The 17,835-nt window shown below is 44.0% G+C and carries 11 protein-coding genes; 2 read left to right on the top strand and 9 right to left on the bottom strand.

Going from position 1 to position 17,835, the window contains the following annotated elements; all coding sequences use genetic code 11:
• Positions 1-2: 2 nt before the first annotated feature.
• On the bottom strand, positions 3-197 hold the full coding sequence (locus BQ9893_RS00945; RefSeq protein ID WP_075964325.1) for a Sec-independent protein translocase subunit TatA/TatB: 195 nt from the start codon (positions 195-197) through the stop codon (positions 3-5).
• A 141-nt stretch (positions 198-338) separates the two neighbouring features.
• On the opposite strand from BQ9893_RS00945, the gene fabD reads away from it, so the two are divergent.
• A complete protein-coding gene (fabD, locus tag BQ9893_RS00940) occupies positions 339-1,220 on the top strand; it encodes an ACP S-malonyltransferase (RefSeq protein WP_075964324.1) in 882 nt (293 codons plus the stop codon).
• Between the two features lie 95 nt (positions 1,221-1,315).
• Here the strand turns inward: fabD and BQ9893_RS00935 are convergent, their stop codons facing one another.
• The 4 genes from BQ9893_RS00935 to BQ9893_RS00920 form a co-directional block, all read right to left on the bottom strand.
• Positions 1,316-3,235: a SusD/RagB family nutrient-binding outer membrane lipoprotein gene (locus tag BQ9893_RS00935; RefSeq protein WP_075964323.1), complete on the bottom strand. Its 1,920-nt coding sequence runs from the start codon at positions 3,233-3,235 to the stop codon at positions 1,316-1,318.
• Positions 3,236-3,268: 33 nt separating this feature from the next.
• Positions 3,269-6,442, bottom strand: a complete 3,174-nt coding sequence (locus tag BQ9893_RS00930) for a SusC/RagA family TonB-linked outer membrane protein (RefSeq protein ID WP_075964322.1) — start codon at positions 6,440-6,442, stop codon at positions 3,269-3,271.
• 215 nt (positions 6,443-6,657) lie between these two features.
• Positions 6,658-8,646, bottom strand: a complete 1,989-nt coding sequence (locus BQ9893_RS00925) for a RagB/SusD family nutrient uptake outer membrane protein (protein WP_075964321.1) — start codon at positions 8,644-8,646, stop codon at positions 6,658-6,660.
• Between the two features lie 13 nt (positions 8,647-8,659).
• Complete coding sequence (locus BQ9893_RS00920) at positions 8,660-11,896, bottom strand: SusC/RagA family TonB-linked outer membrane protein (protein ID WP_081415334.1); 3,237 nt, start codon at positions 11,894-11,896, stop codon at positions 8,660-8,662.
• 927 nt (positions 11,897-12,823) lie between these two features.
• Between BQ9893_RS00920 and BQ9893_RS00915 the strand changes: the two genes are divergently transcribed.
• Positions 12,824-14,053: a site-specific integrase gene (locus BQ9893_RS00915; protein WP_075964320.1), complete on the top strand. Its 1,230-nt coding sequence runs from the start codon at positions 12,824-12,826 to the stop codon at positions 14,051-14,053.
• 81 nt (positions 14,054-14,134) lie between these two features.
• Here the strand turns inward: BQ9893_RS00915 and BQ9893_RS00910 are convergent, their stop codons facing one another.
• The 4 genes from BQ9893_RS00910 to BQ9893_RS00895 form a co-directional block, all read right to left on the bottom strand.
• Entirely contained in the window at positions 14,135-14,446 is a 312-nt protein-coding gene (locus BQ9893_RS00910; protein WP_075964319.1) for a helix-turn-helix domain-containing protein, read from the bottom strand.
• Between the two features lie 3 nt (positions 14,447-14,449).
• Positions 14,450-14,617 (bottom strand): helix-turn-helix domain-containing protein, encoded by a 168-nt coding sequence (locus BQ9893_RS00905; RefSeq protein ID WP_048928529.1) that lies wholly within the window; start codon positions 14,615-14,617, stop codon positions 14,450-14,452.
• A 985-nt stretch (positions 14,618-15,602) separates the two neighbouring features.
• Positions 15,603-17,132, bottom strand: a complete 1,530-nt coding sequence (locus BQ9893_RS00900; RefSeq protein WP_075964318.1) for an ADP-ribosylglycohydrolase family protein — start codon at positions 17,130-17,132, stop codon at positions 15,603-15,605.
• Position 17,133: 1 nt separating this feature from the next.
• A complete protein-coding gene (locus tag BQ9893_RS00895) occupies positions 17,134-17,814 on the bottom strand; it encodes a DarT ssDNA thymidine ADP-ribosyltransferase family protein (RefSeq protein WP_075964317.1) in 681 nt (226 codons plus the stop codon).
• Positions 17,815-17,835 lie beyond the last annotated feature (21 nt).

Here is a 17,835-nt window from a genome sequence, read left to right as displayed (position 1 = left end):
TTTTACTTCTTATCCGTATCGTCCAGCTTAATGTCGTCTTCTAATCCTTTTACACCGTCTTTGAAGTTCTTCACACCTTTACCGATACCTTTCATCAGTTCAGGTATTTTTTTACCACCGAAAAGCAACAACACAACAATGGCGATAATAACAATTTCGCCTGTACCTAAATTTCCAAGAAATAATAATTGATCCATGATATTGTATAAATTAGTCGTTAATATTCCTGTTATCGATGGGGCAAAGATACAATTTGTAATGAATAGTACCCCAATTATTCTAAATTTATTACCTTTGCGCCATCTTAAAAAACTGAAATTAGAAAAAGATTAGAAAAAATGAAAGCGTATGTATTTCCCGGTCAGGGTGCACAGTTTGTCGGAATGGGGAAAGACCTTTACGAAAACAATTCCCTTGCAAAAGAGATGTTTGAAAAGGCTAACGAAGTCCTCGGTTTCCGCATCACAGATCTGATGTTCGCCGGAACAGACGAAGATCTGCGTCAGACAAAAGTAACACAGCCTGCCATTTTCTTACACTCAGTCATTCTTGCAAAAACATTAGGTGACCAGTTCAAACCGGATATGACGGCCGGACACTCTTTAGGAGAATTCTCCGCTCTTGTTGCTGCCGGAGCTTTGTCTTTCGAAGACGGACTTGTCCTGGTATCCAAACGTGCTATGGCAATGCAGAAAGCCTGCGAAGCCACTCCCTCGACTATGGCTGCCGTTCTGGCCTTGCCGGACGAAAAAGTAGAAGAGATCTGCCGAAGCATCGAAGGTGAAGTCGTTGTATGTGCAAACTACAACTGTCCGGGACAGCTTGTCATCTCCGGTACCGTACCGGGTATCGATGCCGCATGTGAAAAGATGTTGGCTGCCGGTGCAAAACGTGCATTGAAGCTGAAAGTGGGTGGTGCATTCCACTCTCCTCTGATGGAACCGGCCCGTGCAGAACTGGCTGCCGCTATCGAAGCGACTCCGATCCACAAACCGGCTTGCCCTGTTTACCAAAACGTAAGCACGAAAGGCGAAACCTGCCCCGAAACAATCAAGGCAAACCTGATCGCCCAACTGACCGCCCCGGTTCGTTGGACACAGAGCGTTCAGAACATGATCGCCGATGGCGCCGATCATTTCATCGAACTGGGTCCGGGAGCCGTACTTCAGGGATTGGTGAAAAAGATCAACAAGGAAGTAACGACTGAAGGCATGCAATAAGCAGTTTGCATTATTCACATAAAAAGGTTGACAGACATTCGATCAAGAATTCATCTGTCAACCTTTTTTGTTTTACCCGATATGGCGTAATGCCATTACTTCAGGCCCCACCATAAGGCTGTCTCTACCACATCCGGTCCGCCCAGCAGTTCGAGGGCTTTGTTATAACCTTCGAGATTGTTCGTCTGGATATTGGCCGGGTAGCGGTAACGCTTCGGATAAAATTCAAGACGGCATTCTTTTGAAGCGGCAACCGTCAGCGGAACTTGGTTCAACGGGTTGTAGTCTTTTTCGACTGCCTGGTTCTCGAAGAAAGGCAATCCGATACGGCGATGGTCGCTCCAAGCCTCTTCCGGCAACCAGGGGACTTGGGCTATATATTTCTGCGTGAATATCTTCGTCATCGCATCGTTATTGTAGGCACCGCCACGGTAGATGGAATTCTTCGGATATGCATAAGTCATCGTCTTGTTCTCTTTCGTATACGGATCGACATAGTTTACGGTATAGGGCTTCGCCTCCGTCGTATGGTCGAAATTGACGGACGTCCCGATCCGGTTATACTCGGTAGAAGACAGATAAGCTCCCACTTCACTCAACAAACCGTGATATTCGAAACTGGCAGTCACTCCGTTTTCGTAGTTCGACTTGGGAGAGCCCGGAACATTCCAACCGCGCACACCGGCTTCAGCCAGCAGGAAATAGCTTTCCCAAGGACCGAAATAGACACGTTTCCGGGTACTCATACGGTATTGCTTGGATATGGACGGATAGTTATAGTTCTTCCCTGTCAACTCGGTAGCCAGACTGCCTTTCACATCCCATTCGCCTGCCACCCATGTGCCCCAGGTGTATTTAGGGTCGATTGTCAGCATCGGTTTCGTGTGATCATCCGGATCGAACAGGGAGACTGGTTTCACCTCACCGGCAGCCCCGATATAGTCGGAATAGACCACACCATCGTTCCATCCTACCACACTAAACAGTTTCGGTGCACGCGGATCGACATATTGCGGAATGCCGTCGAAATAGAATCCGGCACACGGATCGTTGGTCGTCAACGGGAAATGCTTATCCAGGTATAAGCCCATGTAAGTATGCGGGTTCTTCAGGTGTGCTTTCAACGAATCGGGTAGCGGAAATTCATTGCTTCCCAAACCGACCACGAGATTCTTGAATGTAACAGACATCGCCTGTGCATTCCAGGTACGGGACATGACACTGGTCAAATCGCTCCATCCGTCCTTTTCCTGCACACCGGCAAGTTCGGAGAGCGAAGAAATATATCCTTTGGAGGCGGCATCTTCAAACTCGCTCTCGGCCAACTTCGGATTGGCATTCACGATACGCATCGCCAGACGCATACGCAAGGAATTGGCATATTTCTTCCACATGCTCACATTTCCCGCATAGAAAGCATCTTCCGCCGACATCGGAGACATATCGATCGACGGATCGAGCGCGGCCTCCGCTTCCTTCAGTTCTTTCAGAATAAAGGTATAGATGGCGTCCACGCTATCGTACTCGCCTGGAACACCGGAGAAAGCATCCAATGCCGGAATCGGGCCGAACCCGTCAGAGACCTCCGAGTTCAGGTAAGCCCGCCAGATACGTGCCATCTGGATCACATTCTTATAATAGGGATAGAGGTCCGCTTCGCCATCCGCCACTTTCTTTTCGCCCAACTGAACGGCTTTAGTCGCCTGGTTCAACCATTTCACGGCGTAGTCGTTGCTCAGGTAGCGCGTGATATAGTCATTATTATCCGTACCGATCGTGAAACCGTTTCCCCGGTTGAAACGAGATGCCCTGTTCCAGGTCAGGATAAACATACGTTCGGCTATCTCCGGATTCATTTGGTCACCGATAATCGAGGCGTTCAGAAACCATTCCGGCTTCACCTTGCTTTCGTCTACCTGGTTCGGATCTTCATTTATCTCCTGAAAATCGTTACAAGATGAAAACAATGCCACCATGGAAAACAGCCCTGCCAATATTTTATTCTTCGTATTCATATCTTTAATTCTCTATTTTTAATTTTCAATTTTTCAGAACCCCACCGTTACGTTAAACGTGAACGAACGGCTTGTCGGAGCAGCCCCGTTTTCGAAACCGGTCGCATTCGTGTTGGTTGCCGAAACGGATTCGGGATCGATACCCGGCAAGTTGTAATGGATCATCCAGACGTTGTTGCAGGTTGCAGACAGGTTCAGACGCTGGAACGGTGTCTTTTTCAGCATTGCTTTGTTGAACGTATATCCCAAGGTGATGTTACGCAGGCGAATATTGGTCGCATCGTATGTGAAAACCTCCGGCAAACCGTAATTGCCGGTCGATCCGATCCGTTCCCAATAGTTTTGAGGAGTGACCGGGACCTTGTTTTCCACATATCTTCCGTCTTCTTGGACGACCGTGTTAGGCACGACAAACTCCCGGCGTTCACCGTCCACAACCGTTCCGGCTGCGTTACCACGAACATGCAAGCTAGAAGCCGTTGCCGAATAGATGTCGCCACCGATACGGAAGTCGACCAGGAAACTTAGGTTAAACCCTTTATAAGAGAAACTGTTCGTCAATCCAAGCATCCAGTCCGGACTTTGGTTGCCCACCTTGCTCTTCTCGGTCGAGATCAGCGGCAGGCCGTCTTCGCCGACGATCACTTTTCCATAATGCGGACTTTCTTTATCCGTCACGCGCAGGAAAGTCTGTCCGTAGATATCGCCATAATAACCGCCTTGAGCCGCGACGATCTGGATCGCATCCAAAGTCTTGATGTCATAAAGCGTCACTCCCGGATAAAGGTCGATGATCTTATTGCGGTTCAAAGAGAACTGAGCTGTCGCATTCCAGTTGAAACCCTGCGGATCATTGCTCTGGAAGATAGCGCCGTTCAGTGAGATTTCCAAACCTTCGTTCTGGATATTGCCGGCGTTCACCTTACGGGAACTATAGCCGGCAAAGGGGTCGAGCGGCAGGTTCAGCAACTGGCGGGTAGCATTCGTCTTATACCAGGCGAAGTCCAACCCCAAGCGGTTTTGTATGAAACGCACGTCGAAACCGGCTTCCCATGATTTGATCAGCTCGCTTCGTACACTCGAATCAAACAGGATTTGACCGGGAGCGGCCGTCGTGTTCCCGTTCTCATCTTTTCCCACCGTGTAATTATTGTACAGCTGATAGGGGTCGAGATCATTACCGACCTCTGCATAAGAAGCCCTCACCTTTGCAAAGGAAAACCATTCCGGCATACTTCCGCCTATCTTAGGCAACATATCCGAGATCACTCCGGAGAGGCTGACCGAAGGATAGAAATAAGAGCGGTTGGCTTTGGACATCGTAGACGACCAGTCGTTACGGGCTGTCACGTCCAGGAACAGATAACCATCCCAGTTCAGTTGCAACGATCCGTAAAGGGAGTTCATCTTCCGGCGGATCAGCTCGGAGGTAACGGACGGTTTATTGATACCGTTGTTCAGGGAGAAAAGGTTCGGGACCAGCAATTCGCCGGCCGATGCGTTCATCTTGGTTCTTTGCTGCATCATCAGGTTGCCACCGAACGTCACGAAACCACCCAGGCGATCCAGCAAATTGTCTTTGTGTGCGGTAGCCAGAAAGCTGTAGTTGTTTTCGTAGAAAGTTTCGGAACCTTCGCTATACAGACCGCGTGGAGAGGTATTGCCTCCGGCATACACTTTCTCGTTTTTGGTTGTCGTATAATAGTCGGTACCGCCGCGCAGTTCGATATCGAACCAATCGGTCGGTGCATACTTCAGCGATACGTTTCCCAAAAGGCGGTTACGAGTATCGTTGTTCTGCCGATATTTGGTCACCCAGTAGGGATTTTCCTGCGGGTTCTTGGAAGCGTCCCACCAGATCATATTGCCTTCTTCGTCCACGCTGTTCTTAAAATCCCTGACATTCAGGGAACGAGGCAGGCCGTAGATCGTATTGAACGCATTCGACGGGTTCACCCCCTGGATCGGGCGGTTGTGGGCATTCATATTGATATAGTTCACTTTGGTATCCACTTTCCATTTCTCCGCCTTATCGAGGAATGTGGTGGCACGCAACGTGATGTTCGTCTTATTCAGCTTCGACTCCGGTGTGATACCGGCATCATCCGAACGGTTGATAGAAGTAAAGACAGAAGTCCCGTTGATATTCTGCTGGAAGCTGACACCTTCGTTAAAAGAGGTTCCAGTGTGGAAGAAGGCGTCGATATTGTCATACGTCCGGAGAGGAACCTGACGTCCGAGCCAGTCCGTCACCGTCTGTCCTTCTGCTTTCGGTCCCCAGCTCAAACGGGACTGGTTGTCGTAAACCCCGACCGAGCCTTGTCCGAAACTGTTTTGCATATCCGGTTTCAGGAAGATGGATTCGGTCGTGATGCCGGCGTTTACCGTAATTCCCAGACCTTCGTTTTTACGTCCCGATTTGGTCGTGATCAGGATCACGCCGTTACCGGCTCTCGAACCGTAAAGAGCGGCAGCCGAAGCGCCTTTCAGAACTGTCATCGACTCGATGTCTTCGGGGTTGATATCAGAGAGGCCGTTACCCATATCCGCACCTGAGTTACCCCAGACATCATCCACCCCACCGGTGAAGTTATCCATCGGCGTACCGTCCACCACGATCAACGGTTGGTTACTGCCGGTCAGCGAACTGTTACCGCGGAGCACGATCTTCGAAGACCCTCCCACCCCGTTGCTGGAGCGGACAATCTGCAAACCGGATACTTTACCGGACAACGAATTGGCCAAATTCGGTTCGCGGGAAGACAACAAATCGTCTCCCTTCAATTCCTGCATGGCGTAGCCCAATGCTTTTTTATCACGCTTCATGCCCAAAGCAGTCACGACTACTTCATCCAATTTCTGCGTGTCTTCTTCAAGATGCACGGACAAAGAGGCTTGCCCGGTATAAGGGATTTCCTGGGTGGTGTAACCGATAAAGGATATTTGGATTATATCCCCCTCTTTTACCCCGTCCAGCGTGAAGTTGCCATCCATATCGGTCATTGTTCCGTTGGTGGTTCCTTTTATAACGACAGACGCACCGGCAACCGGTCCTAACGCGTCCTCGACGACTCCCGTTACTTTTGCATTTTGCCTCAAAATGCCAGTGTCCGGATTACCTGCACTTGAAGCGGCGTATATATTTCCGGAGAAACACAACGCGCTCGCAAGCAAAACCATGCTGACAGGCTTAATTCTCTTCAACATAACTAATGTTTTTTGTTTAATTTATGATACATGTCTTGGCTGAAACCAACATCTTTTTTGATATATGTAACACAAAAAAAGAGAAGTTGTTTTGTATTTAACTTTTCAAGAGGCGTTTTTTAGATTTAGCCACAAAAAACAAAAGCCGCCGGCCCTCTCCCCTACAGAGACAGCCGCCGGCCCTAAAAAGATTTAACTATTAAAACCAATACTTCCTATTCGACTTCCGTCGCACCCATACTGGCTTGATAACCCCATCCCGGATTCTGATAGATAACCGCACTCGAAAAATCATTTTTGTCTACGGCAGTCTGACGGAAGACATCGACACTGATCGGTTCCAAATAATGAGCAGGTGTGAACTTAAAGCCTGATTGCTTAGCTATATCACTATTGGCTGTTTTTTCATAAGGAACAATATAATTGCTTAATGCAGGCGCAGACATATTTCCTTTCGCCGGGTCTACGACGCAAAGATGAGCCAGTTCTTTTTCATAGACACTACCCCAATACAACATACCTTCGATACGATAAGGGTTTACCTTCATCTGGTCCAATGCACGCCAGCGTTTCAGGTCGGTCCAACGATACGCTTCGGCACAAAGCTCGTTACGACGTTCACGGCGGATGTTATATAGGGTCGGGTCGATCAACTGTCCGTGCGAATATGCTCCCCAGTCACCTTTTGCCTCTTCCGACATGATAGTTGCGGCAATCGTTTTATTATAATCTTCGTCAACATTGGCACGGCGGCGCAAAGCTTTCCAATAATTACCGGCCGTAGCATCGACCACACGGTTTTTCTCATAGCTTGCTTCCATGTAAATCAGCATCGCTTCTGTTCCACGGAATACGATGCCACCGGATGTCCCGGCGCTATGGTCGTTAGCCATATGGTTGGAATAGTGTTTACCCTTTTTGATAATGAAACCGGTTGTAGCCAGACTTCCTGCATCTCCATATATGAAACTGATTTCACAAAGCGCCGGCGTTCCGTTCGGTTGATAGAAATTCACATCACCCGGCTTTTTCGTAAAGATCACAATACGCGAATCACGATCCTGCAAGGTAGCATTCACTCCTTCTTTTTCCCAATCTTTATTATAGCCGGAACCGCTTGCATAAATAGGCAAACCATTACGCATCAAGAAAGAATTGACCATACCGCGTGTCCAACCCGAACCTCCGCCGTTACGTTCCAACTCCATCTGCAGGTTGCTGGTGACACCCAATGCTTCGTCAAATTTCTTCCACATCAGAATCTCATCGTATCCTTCCATATTCTCATCACAGAACATGGTATAGTAAGGATTCAGAGAATTCATATTGGCATCCATACCTTCAGCAGCATCCGTGTTGTTTGCCAAATTACCGACCATCTGATCACCGACTATTTTAGAAGAAGCGATTGCTTCATCCAAGAAATAATTGATTTCGGCATCAGCATTGTAACCTTGTGCATCTTTGCCCGGCCAGCCATTGCCTCCCGGAACGAAAGCTGTTCCCTGATGGTACTTTTCCCAAGTCGCTTCCAAAAGAGCGACACGTGAATGAAGCAGATAAGCAACGTTTTTACTGATGCGGTTCTTGCCTCCCGGAGCCGTATTCAACAACAAGTCTTCTGCCTTTTTCAGGTCTTCGATAATAAAACGCGCCACCTTATTACGGGGTTGACGTTCCGATGCTTTCATCAATTCATCTTCAATATCGGGCAGTGCTGTCGTGACGATAGGCAGATCTCCGTATTTTACGAGCATTTGATAATAAATATAAGCACGGTTGACATACATTTCGCCAATATAATGTCTCACATTGTCTTGGTTCCCGCTGATTTCTCCTGCTTCATATTTAGGCAACACGTTATCAAAGAAATAATTGCAGGATCGTACATCTTCCCATTTATAACCGTTATCACCGACGGAAGAAGCTACTTGCTTCAATCCGGGAATCCAGAAATTAGGATCGCCCGTACCTGCTTGATTATCCGTATTGTTGTCTAACCCGAACAAATTGATTCCGTAGCTGTCGGTTACCGTTTCAAATTTATAATTATTAATGGCATACGCCGCTAAATCGCTTTCTGCATTAAAGAATTTTTCGGGAGTAACTTTGTCTAACGGTTCTCTGTCAAGAAAATCGTTACAATTTGTCAGGCCCCCCATTATGAATGCCCCAATTGTTAATACTTTTATATATGTCTTCATAATTTCCTATTATTTAAAAAGTTGCACTTAAACCGAACGAGAAGGTTTTTGACAGAGGATAAGTACATCCGTCCCAGTCACCTACGCCAATTGTCTCAGGATCGAAAGTATCTACCAGGCTCGTGATCGTAAACAGGTTTTCCGCAGAAACGAACAGGCGCAAATTGCTCACATAGAATTTGTTTGTCAACTGTACAGGCAACGTATATCCTAACGTCACATTCTTCAAACGGCAATAAGCCGCATTTTGTAAATACCGGCTCTGCCCCTGGCGGTTCTTTGTATCCTGTACCGGACGCGGATAATAACCGTTGACATTGGCGCCTAACGGACTGTCGGTATCTGCCGGACGGAAATAGTCCAAATGGCTTTCAAAGAAGTTTGTCTGCCAATAACCAACAGATCCCCAGAACATCATAGCTCCATCAGAAGGCATATAATCACGTTTCATCGTACCTTGCAAGAATATTTTCAGGTCAAAACCTTTCCATGCCCCGTCCAAATTCAAACCAAAATTGTAACGCGGAGTGGAGTTCCCCAATAATATCTGGTCGCCATGATCCGCTACAGTGTTATCGCCTTTATTGATAACGCCATCTCCGTTACGGTCTGCATACATGACATCTCCTGCGCCCCAATTGCTTCCCAAGGAAGACTGGTTCACTTTAGACAAATGATCTTGCATTTCCTGATCTGTTTTGGCAAGCCCAATCGTTTGATAGCCCCAGATTTCACCTAAATGAGAACCGTTATAATATTTCTGCCCAAGGTCTTTCGATGGATTCGGGTATTTATCTACAACAACCTGGTTGTCCGAAAGAGACAATGTTACTCCATATCTGAAATCCCGGATCTGGTCACGCCATGTAACCATGACCTCCCAACCCTTGGAAGTCATGTCCAGATTGTTTACGTTCGGAACTTTTGTACCTAAGATATTAGGCAATTCAGGAGCCGGTCCGACTATGTCTTTGGATTTACGCTGGAAATAATCGAAATTGACGTTTAAACGGTTATTAAACATGGCAAGGTCAAAACCAATATCTAATGTTTGCGTTTTTTCCCATCCCAATAAAGCGGAAACCAAAGCCGATTCGGCTGCCGTATTCGGTTTAAGTCCATTAACCAGCCACTTTCCATCATTCTGTTTATAGGTAATGGTCCGATAGAACGGATACCAATTCTCCGTGTTTTGATTGCCCAATTCTCCCCATGATCCACGTATTTTCAACGTACTGATCAGATCTGTCATATCTTCGAAGAAATCTTCACGGGCAATATTCCATCCTGCAGAGAAAGAAGGGAACCAGTTCCAACGCTGGTCTGCCAAAAAACGAGACGTCCCGTCATAACGCAAGTTTACCTCAGCCAAATAACGTCCCTTATAGTCGTAATTAACGCGACCGAAGAAACCGGCTGTAGCCCATTCTGCATAACCTCCGCTTGAACGTGAGTTATCGGATGTCGTATTCAACGTCGGAACTCCTGCCATGATTCCATCCTGCCGGGCCGTAATCTGACGTTCTTTAAACAACTCGCTTTGGAAACCGACCATAACCTTGAAATTATGTCCGCTTTCCAATTGTTTGCTATACTCGGTAAAAATATTCGGATTGAAGAAATTACTCTTATAACCATATTCTTTTACGCCTGAAGTCGTATTTGCTATGGCATACGGGTTTTTACTCACATCATAAGCATAGGCCGTCTGATAATCCGTGTGGTCAAAATTATAGTTTGAACGGTAGTTCAATTCTACAGTCGTTTTCCAATTTTTTATCGGTTCGATCAGGAATTGCAATTGTTGTGCCAAAACATCACTCTGGGTTTTATAACGTCCGCCTGTAGTCAGCTGGTAAATCTTTGATTCAGCGGTATAATAGCCATTAGGGTCCACAACCGGAATTACCGGCCAATAACGACAAACATCGAAATAGAACACGTTGGAATGTACGTCACTTGCACCGGCATTGGCGAATGAAGGCGATTCGAAATCCGAACGATTAAAACGAATGCTATATCCCACTTTCAACCATTTAGTCAGATCGGCATTGACTTTAGCTGTTAAAGAGTAACGTTTTTTACCGTCATCTCCATATTCCAGCAAACCTCCTTGATCCAAATAATTTGCAGACAGATAATATTGCATCGCTTCAGAACCTCCGTTCACACTGAGCGAATGTTCTTGGGTAAAGCTGCTTCCGAATAACTCATGGAGCCAGTCTGTATTTGCGGCAGGCATGATATCCAGACGATTGGGATCATCGAATGAGTTCCAACGTCCGTTAAGATCCCACATATACTGAGAACCTTTTCCTTGTTGGTAGTCTAAAATCTGTTGCAATTTCGTCGCGCTATACATAGGCGCACCGGCATTAGCCGTATTGGCTATCTGATCGTTGACAGCCAAAGCGAAACTATAAGAATCTGCCATATGCGGCATGTTCAACGGAGAGTTGAAACGGAAGTTGTTGTTATAGTTGATGTTCGCCTTTCCGCTTTTACCTTTTTTGGTCGTTACAAGAATAACGCCTCCCGGAGCACGGGAACCATAAATTGAAGAAGCAGCGGCATCTTTCAGGACGGAGATATTCTCGATATCTTGCGGATTGATCGCATTTATGTCACCTTCCATGCCATCAATCAAGACCAAAGGTGTAAGAGCCGACCCGTAATCTCCGATCTTGCCCGAACCGCGAATATTGAATGATTTATCTGCATTCAAAGAACCACCGGCATTACTGGTTGAGATGTTCATGCCCGGCACAACTCCCTGTAGTGCGTCGATTGTCGAATTCACCGGACGGGCAGAAAGTTCTTTTGCGCCGACAGACGAAACAGCTCCGGTTACATTTACTTTCTTTTGCGTGCCGAATGCAACAACAACAACTTCATCCAATTTCTGGGTGTCTTCTGTCAATTTGATACGAAGAGTAGGTTGTCCTGTATACTGAAGTTCCTGAGTCGTGTAACCAATAAAAGATATCTGGATGATATCTCCCTTTTTTACACCTTCCAGAGTAAAGTTACCATCCATATCGGTCATGATGCCGTTTGTGGTTCCTTTCACAATTACCGATGCTCCGGCAACAGGGCCGAATTCATCTTCTACAACACCTGAACATTTTCCATTTTGTTGGGAAACGTTCAGGCTTTCTCCGGCTATAGCCGGTACTGCCCAAGCTCCTTTCGGGAAAGAAAATGCTCCGGCCAGCAAGATTAAGCTGATGGGTTTAAAATTTTTCAACATAAATTCGCGTTTTATTAAATTTAAAGAAACACTCCGCTTTTTGTACTAAATTTTATTCAATGAAACAAACAGGTTCTATATATTTTCGCGTTTTAGCGTGTAAAATGATATTAGTTCTAAAAGAACTCAGGTGCTTTTACTCGAATACAAATTTTTCTTATAGTTTAAATCATCTAATTATCAATATATTACAATGCAAAACCTACATCATACAACAATTAATTAAAATATACAATAGATTTGATTTACTTTTATTAATAAATAGATTATAATTCGACCACGGTTTTTTATTTATCTATTTTTATAGATCCATATATTTACAGCAGATTCATTCTGCTGATGAACAGCACAATATCAGTATGACTCAAATGGAGAAAATGTTAAAAAAGAGACTTCTATGCATTTTTTTGCAGAAAATAACAGGATGATGGAAAATTTCCATATCTTTGACACCGATATGAAATGCACTGAGTTCTTTTAGAACTAATTACAAACACAGATAAACACGATACGCAAAAGCCAAAAAGCTCTAATATTTTGCACATATGGTGTAAAAGGCAAAAGCAAGCGACACCATCCCTAATCTATCTCCGGACAAACGAACAATACCTCTTTCCTTTAGCCGGAAAGCATCGTTTTTAAAACATATATGTTTTCCTAAGAAAAACTAAGTATTTTTTCACAAATTGCAAAGGTAGCGAAAACCAATTAACAATCAAATAGTTATTAATTTCTATTTTGGGTTGTTGGTAGAGAAAGCGGGCATTATGGGGCATATTTTGCTGCGACTTCCGTTACTTATCCGTTACCTTGCGAATACGGATATTTCAAGGAATATAAACGATTATTTTTCAATGCATTGCGTTACTTTTCATAACTTCAAAAAGCTCGATATTTATTAATTTTGTAACTAAAAGAAGCGAGTTTATGAGAAGTACATTTTCCGTGTTGTTTTACACCAAGAACCAATCGTTGAAAGATGGCAAGGTGCCCATTATGGGACGTATAACCATCAACAAGACCACCGCCTGCTTCAGTTGCAAGCGGGAAGTTTCACTGGCATTATGGGATGCCAAGGCCAAGAGGGCGAAAGGGAAATCCGACGAGGCCAGACGGCTGAACCAGGAGCTTGACAATATCAAGGCCCAGATCACAAGGCATTACCAGTATGTCTGCGACCATGACAGCCTGGTGACAGCCAAAAGTGTCTACAACCGCTATCTTGGTTTCGGGGACGATTATCACACCCTTATGGGACTGTTCAGGGAGCAGCTTGCCTCCTACAAGGAAAAGATAGGCAAGGAAAAGGCGGCAAGCACCTATCGCGGGCTGGTGGCCGACTACAAGAATCTGCAGCTTTTCCTCAAAGAGAAGAGACGTATCGAGGATATAGCCATCGCCGAGCTTGACAAGAAGTTCATCGAGGACTATTACAACTGGATGCTCGGGACATGCGCCCTGGCGAGCTCGACGGCTTTCGGCCGGGTCAACACCCTGAAATGGCTGATGTATACCGCCCAGGAAAGAGGCTGGATAAGGCTTCACCCGTTCATCGGTTTCGACTGCCTGCCCGAATACAAGCGGCGTTCTTTCCTCACCGAGGAGGACTTGCAAAGCGTCATCCATGTCAAGTTGAATTACAAGCGCCAGCGGGCTATCCGTGACATGTTCCTGTTCATGTGCTTCACAGGTCTGGCGTACGCGGATCTGAAGGAGATCACGTACAAGAATATCCATACGGATTCCGAGGGTGGTACATGGCTGATGGGCAACCGTATAAAAACCGGCGTGGCCTACGTGGTGAAGCTGCTTCCTATCGCCATCGAACTGGTCGAGAGGTACAGGGGGGACAATGAAAAGAAAAGTTCTCCTGACAAGGTGTTTCCCGTAGGCGAATACCAGACCATGGCATCCAGTCTGAGGGTTCTGACCAGAAAATGCGGCTGCTCGACCGAGATAACCCCGCACATCGGGCGCCATACCTTTGCCGTTCTGGCCATTTTAAAGGGGATGCCGTTGGAAACCTTGCAGAAGGTGTTGGGACATAAGTCCATTCTTTCCACCCAGATTTATGCCGAGCTGATCAATCCGAAAGTCGGGGAAGATACGGACAGGCTGTGTATGAAGATCGGTGACACGTACCGGCTGGCCAACTAAGCCCCGAAACTTATATAAAGAAACTCCTTCAGCCTCGGATCCGGCCGAAGGAGTTTTTTTGTGTGAATACGCACCGTTTGTTTATCCGGCGTATCGCCTGAAGTCCTTATAGTTCTTTTTCAGTACCTCGTACAGTCCGCTTTCCGGGTATAGCAGCTTGCCTCCTGCAGCGGTAATGGAAGTATACGGGATTGCCTTCTCGTCCCTGAGTGCCTGAAGTGTCCTTCTGGATACATGCAATTTCTCGCAGACTTCCTCTCCCGTGAGATAATGCTCGTCGGCTATGCCCGGACGGATTCGTGCCGTCGCGTTTTCCAGTGCCTTTCCGCATCTCCTGATCCATCCGGTGAGTTCCTTGAACTCCTCCGAATCCCTGGTAATGATTTCCGCCATCCGTTATTTTCTGTTTTTGATTAGTCCTTCTTCCAGGATTTGCTGTATGTCCGTCTCACGGTAGAAATATTTTCCGCCGATATGTGAGCAGGGAACCAGTCCCCTGTCACGGTAAGCCTGGAGACACCTTTTCGAGATTCCCAACGCCAGGCATACCTCCTGCGCATCCATTCATTTGTCCGGAGCCGGTGGAGCCATTTTCCGGACGAGGTCCTCCATTTGCACGGACAACGTGCTGAGCTGCCGCTTTAATTCCAGATAAGCGCTTGTTTCGATAATTGTCAGTTCCATATTTATTTCTTTTAATGATTTCGGGTGCAAGATAGTGAGGAAAGTGGGATGTAACTTTCCCGTGTCATGCATAGTCATGTATAGTCACTAATAGTCAGATGCTTTCCTGAAAGCCCGTCGTGAAACACTATACCCTTTCCAATCCTTGACGGGAAGATTATCCGGGCGGATATTTCGTGATTTTTAGAATAATTCCTATATTTGGAACGAAAATATGAGTTTGGGAAAAGAAGGGGTATTTTTCCTTCTTTCTTGATATATAGACATAACGTTCGCAGAACGTCCTAAAAGTGGAATCTGGTAAATTTTGATATACAAATATTTAAATATTTATAAATGAATTGTTTGTTATTTTTTGTCTCGAATTAAGGAACAATACAGAAACAAAATCATCAATTAAAGCAAATTCAGACCTTTTCTATTTTCATTAGGTTTCATTCCCTTCACTTGTTTGCATAAGGAGTCCGAACTTTACAGTGGGTTGTTCTTCTCTCTGTTCCGAGAAATATTTATTGGTAAACATACTTGCAGCCAAAAAAGAAAAAGGATCTCAATTTCTCGTAGGCCACCTTTATTTTTCACCTAACTTCCTCTTACCTTAAGTCATAGGCATACTGAAAAGCAAATATGCCTATATAAATATAGTTTACTTTGGTTTAGCTTATATATAGAGCTAACCGACTAAACTAAACTGAATTTTCGTAGCTTCTACCTCTTCAACAGTGCAGCCAAAAGAAAAATGGCTGAAGCCAATAAGTCTTGGCGCAGCCATCTCTTTTTCTACCCTTTGTTTGACTTTACTTTAATGAGCGTATATATGAGACGGGAATAAAGTAAAGCTCGTATTTTTCTTTTCGCTGCAACCCTATTTTTCATTTATTAGAATCGTCATCATAATATCAAGCTGCTCTTTTGATATTTTCTTTTGCTTGTTAACATATTCATTTAGTTTCTCAAATGCTTTAGGGCGGAGCTTATTTTCTGCAATTTGAAGCAACACTTCAACATCATTGTTTTTGTGTACATTGTTATCTATATTCTCTAATGTATCAAATAGCTGTGATACCACAATACTTTGACCGTTGTCAAAATGAACCCCAAGTATCAGATTGTATTTACCCTTTGTTAGAGTAGGTTGTTTGTCTATAAAAGTGATTTTCCCTCTACCTAATGGAATGAATTCTACTTCTGTATTCAAAGAAAAATCATCTTTATGTATGTTATTCAATGATTGCAGATTAGAATTCGATGTAAATGGAACACTTATAAATCTATCCTCAGAAATAGATAAAAGCTGTTCTGCAATTTTGTCTAAATAGTCATTATCTTGGACTGACTTCCATTTATTGGGGATTATGCTATTGCCATGTAACGCTCCTATAAGTCCACCTGTAAAAGCTGCAATACTATCAGTATCAGAGCCTAATGCATTAACCGCTTCTATAATTGCATTTAGTGGCTTATCGTGAAATTTTGCAGCTAAATAAATTCCAGCGATAACAGTTGAAGTCCCAGATCCTTTTGTAGCTTGGTTAAAACACCCTAATTTCGTCAGTGTTTCTTTTACAGATAGATTTTGTTTGATGCTTTGAAATGCAAATCTCAGATAATTCTGTGTTTCTACTATTATTTCAGAATAAAGACGCTCAAACGTTATATCACTTAATTTATTCCACTCTTTAATCCATTCTTTTATTTCATATCTATTAGTAAATGCAAGGTCAAATTTTTGAAGAAAATCTAATCCTATTCGAATAATATAATTTTCCCAATTAAAATCTTCTGGTCTAAAAATTATAATTTGGTCAATAGCATAACCATATAACATTGCACCCAAAATCGCTCTTGGATGTCCGTGAGTTATTATACTATTGCAGAAAATCTCCTCTTTAATTTTTTCGACATTTCCAAGATTAGCTAACGCAATAGGTAAAATCCTCATTGCAGCACCATTTGCACCACTTTGCCTATAATCTAGAATTCCACCATTCGTTTTGTATGTATAAAAATTACTGAACCATGTAACTGATTTCCTTTTAATCTTTTCAGCAGCGATCTTTACAGTTCGACCTCCACCTCTCGCATAAGTCAACCAATTTGCAAGTTCAACTTTTGCAAAATAGTTATGATCGACCTCTCCGTTTTTTTTTATACTTCGTGCAACAGAAAGAAGTAATTGCGTATCGTCTGAATAGGATCCGGCTTCGATAATATCTACATAACCATAAAATCTACCACCAACTTTTTTTTCCCAAGTATGAAACTCTTCAATTCGAGCATTTCCAAATTTTTCTTTTAGCGATTGCGTGTTTGTTTCAAACTCAGTCATCCACCCCAAAGCATCTCCAATAGCCGACAATTTAATGCTCCCTTTATATTTTGTTTCAGGTTTCATATTATATTCTTGAATTAATGAATAGTGAAGTATCTACTACAAAATTATCGGTATTATAACCACTTAGTGCAGCTTTTCCTGCCGCTAAATCATTGGCATCTCTAAAACAAACTTGTAAAATATCAGATACAGGTATTTCATTTTTTACTAAAACCTCAGCTTGCTCATCCGTGGGATATTTAGATTTCAAAGTTCCCCGTGAAATTACTCTTGAATTATAAGATGTTACGACAGTCAAAGATGGTGTAAACATCATTCGAAATTTATCAATATCACCTGTTACTCCTACATTCCTTTTATTATAACTATTTGCAGCATTTGTTACTGAAAATAAAGTATCTTGGCGATAAATATATTTCTTGTCTATTTTCAGAACACACCAATAAATATGGCTTTCATTTGCTGTTTTTTCTCTAAAGCGATTAAACAAAAACGAATTAGGGTGCTGTATTGAGAGATTGATGTAATTCTTATCATCAAATCTTATATCATCAGTAAACTCAACATAGTCACGAATATCAGTTTGAGCAACATCGAATTCTTCAAGCAATGCTCTAGAAAGTAATTTACCTTGTTCAAAAATACCCATAAGATTTATGGTTGGAGTGAAATGTATCAAATATTCAATTCCTCTCTCTTCTATTTCTTTTTCAAATGCAGTATGGTCTAATTTTAATTGCATAATCACAAAATATGAATGTTA

It is taken from the genome of Parabacteroides massiliensis, from assembly GCF_900155425.1.
Lineage (GTDB): Bacteria > Bacteroidota > Bacteroidia > Bacteroidales > Tannerellaceae > Parabacteroides > Parabacteroides massiliensis.
This window is presented reverse-complemented; position numbering and strand designations above follow the sequence as displayed.

Coding starts and splice junctions, on each gene's coding strand:
- BQ9893_RS00945 (WP_075964325.1), bottom strand. CDS start 197: ATGGATCAATTATTATTTCTTGGAAATTTAGGTACAGGCGAAATTGTT.
- fabD (WP_075964324.1), top strand. CDS start 339: ATGAAAGCGTATGTATTTCCCGGTCAGGGTGCACAGTTTGTCGGAATG.
- BQ9893_RS00935 (WP_075964323.1), bottom strand. CDS start 3,235: ATGAATACGAAGAATAAAATATTGGCAGGGCTGTTTTCCATGGTGGCA.
- BQ9893_RS00930 (WP_075964322.1), bottom strand. CDS start 6,442: ATGTTGAAGAGAATTAAGCCTGTCAGCATGGTTTTGCTTGCGAGCGCG.
- BQ9893_RS00925 (WP_075964321.1), bottom strand. CDS start 8,646: ATGAAGACATATATAAAAGTATTAACAATTGGGGCATTCATAATGGGG.
- BQ9893_RS00920 (WP_081415334.1), bottom strand. CDS start 11,896: ATGTTGAAAAATTTTAAACCCATCAGCTTAATCTTGCTGGCCGGAGCA.
- BQ9893_RS00915 (WP_075964320.1), top strand. CDS start 12,824: ATGAGAAGTACATTTTCCGTGTTGTTTTACACCAAGAACCAATCGTTG.
- BQ9893_RS00910 (WP_075964319.1), bottom strand. CDS start 14,446: ATGGCGGAAATCATTACCAGGGATTCGGAGGAGTTCAAGGAACTCACC.
- BQ9893_RS00905 (WP_048928529.1), bottom strand. CDS start 14,617: ATGGATGCGCAGGAGGTATGCCTGGCGTTGGGAATCTCGAAAAGGTGT.
- BQ9893_RS00900 (WP_075964318.1), bottom strand. CDS start 17,132: ATGAAACCTGAAACAAAATATAAAGGGAGCATTAAATTGTCGGCTATT.
- BQ9893_RS00895 (WP_075964317.1), bottom strand. CDS start 17,814: ATGCAATTAAAATTAGACCATACTGCATTTGAAAAAGAAATAGAAGAG.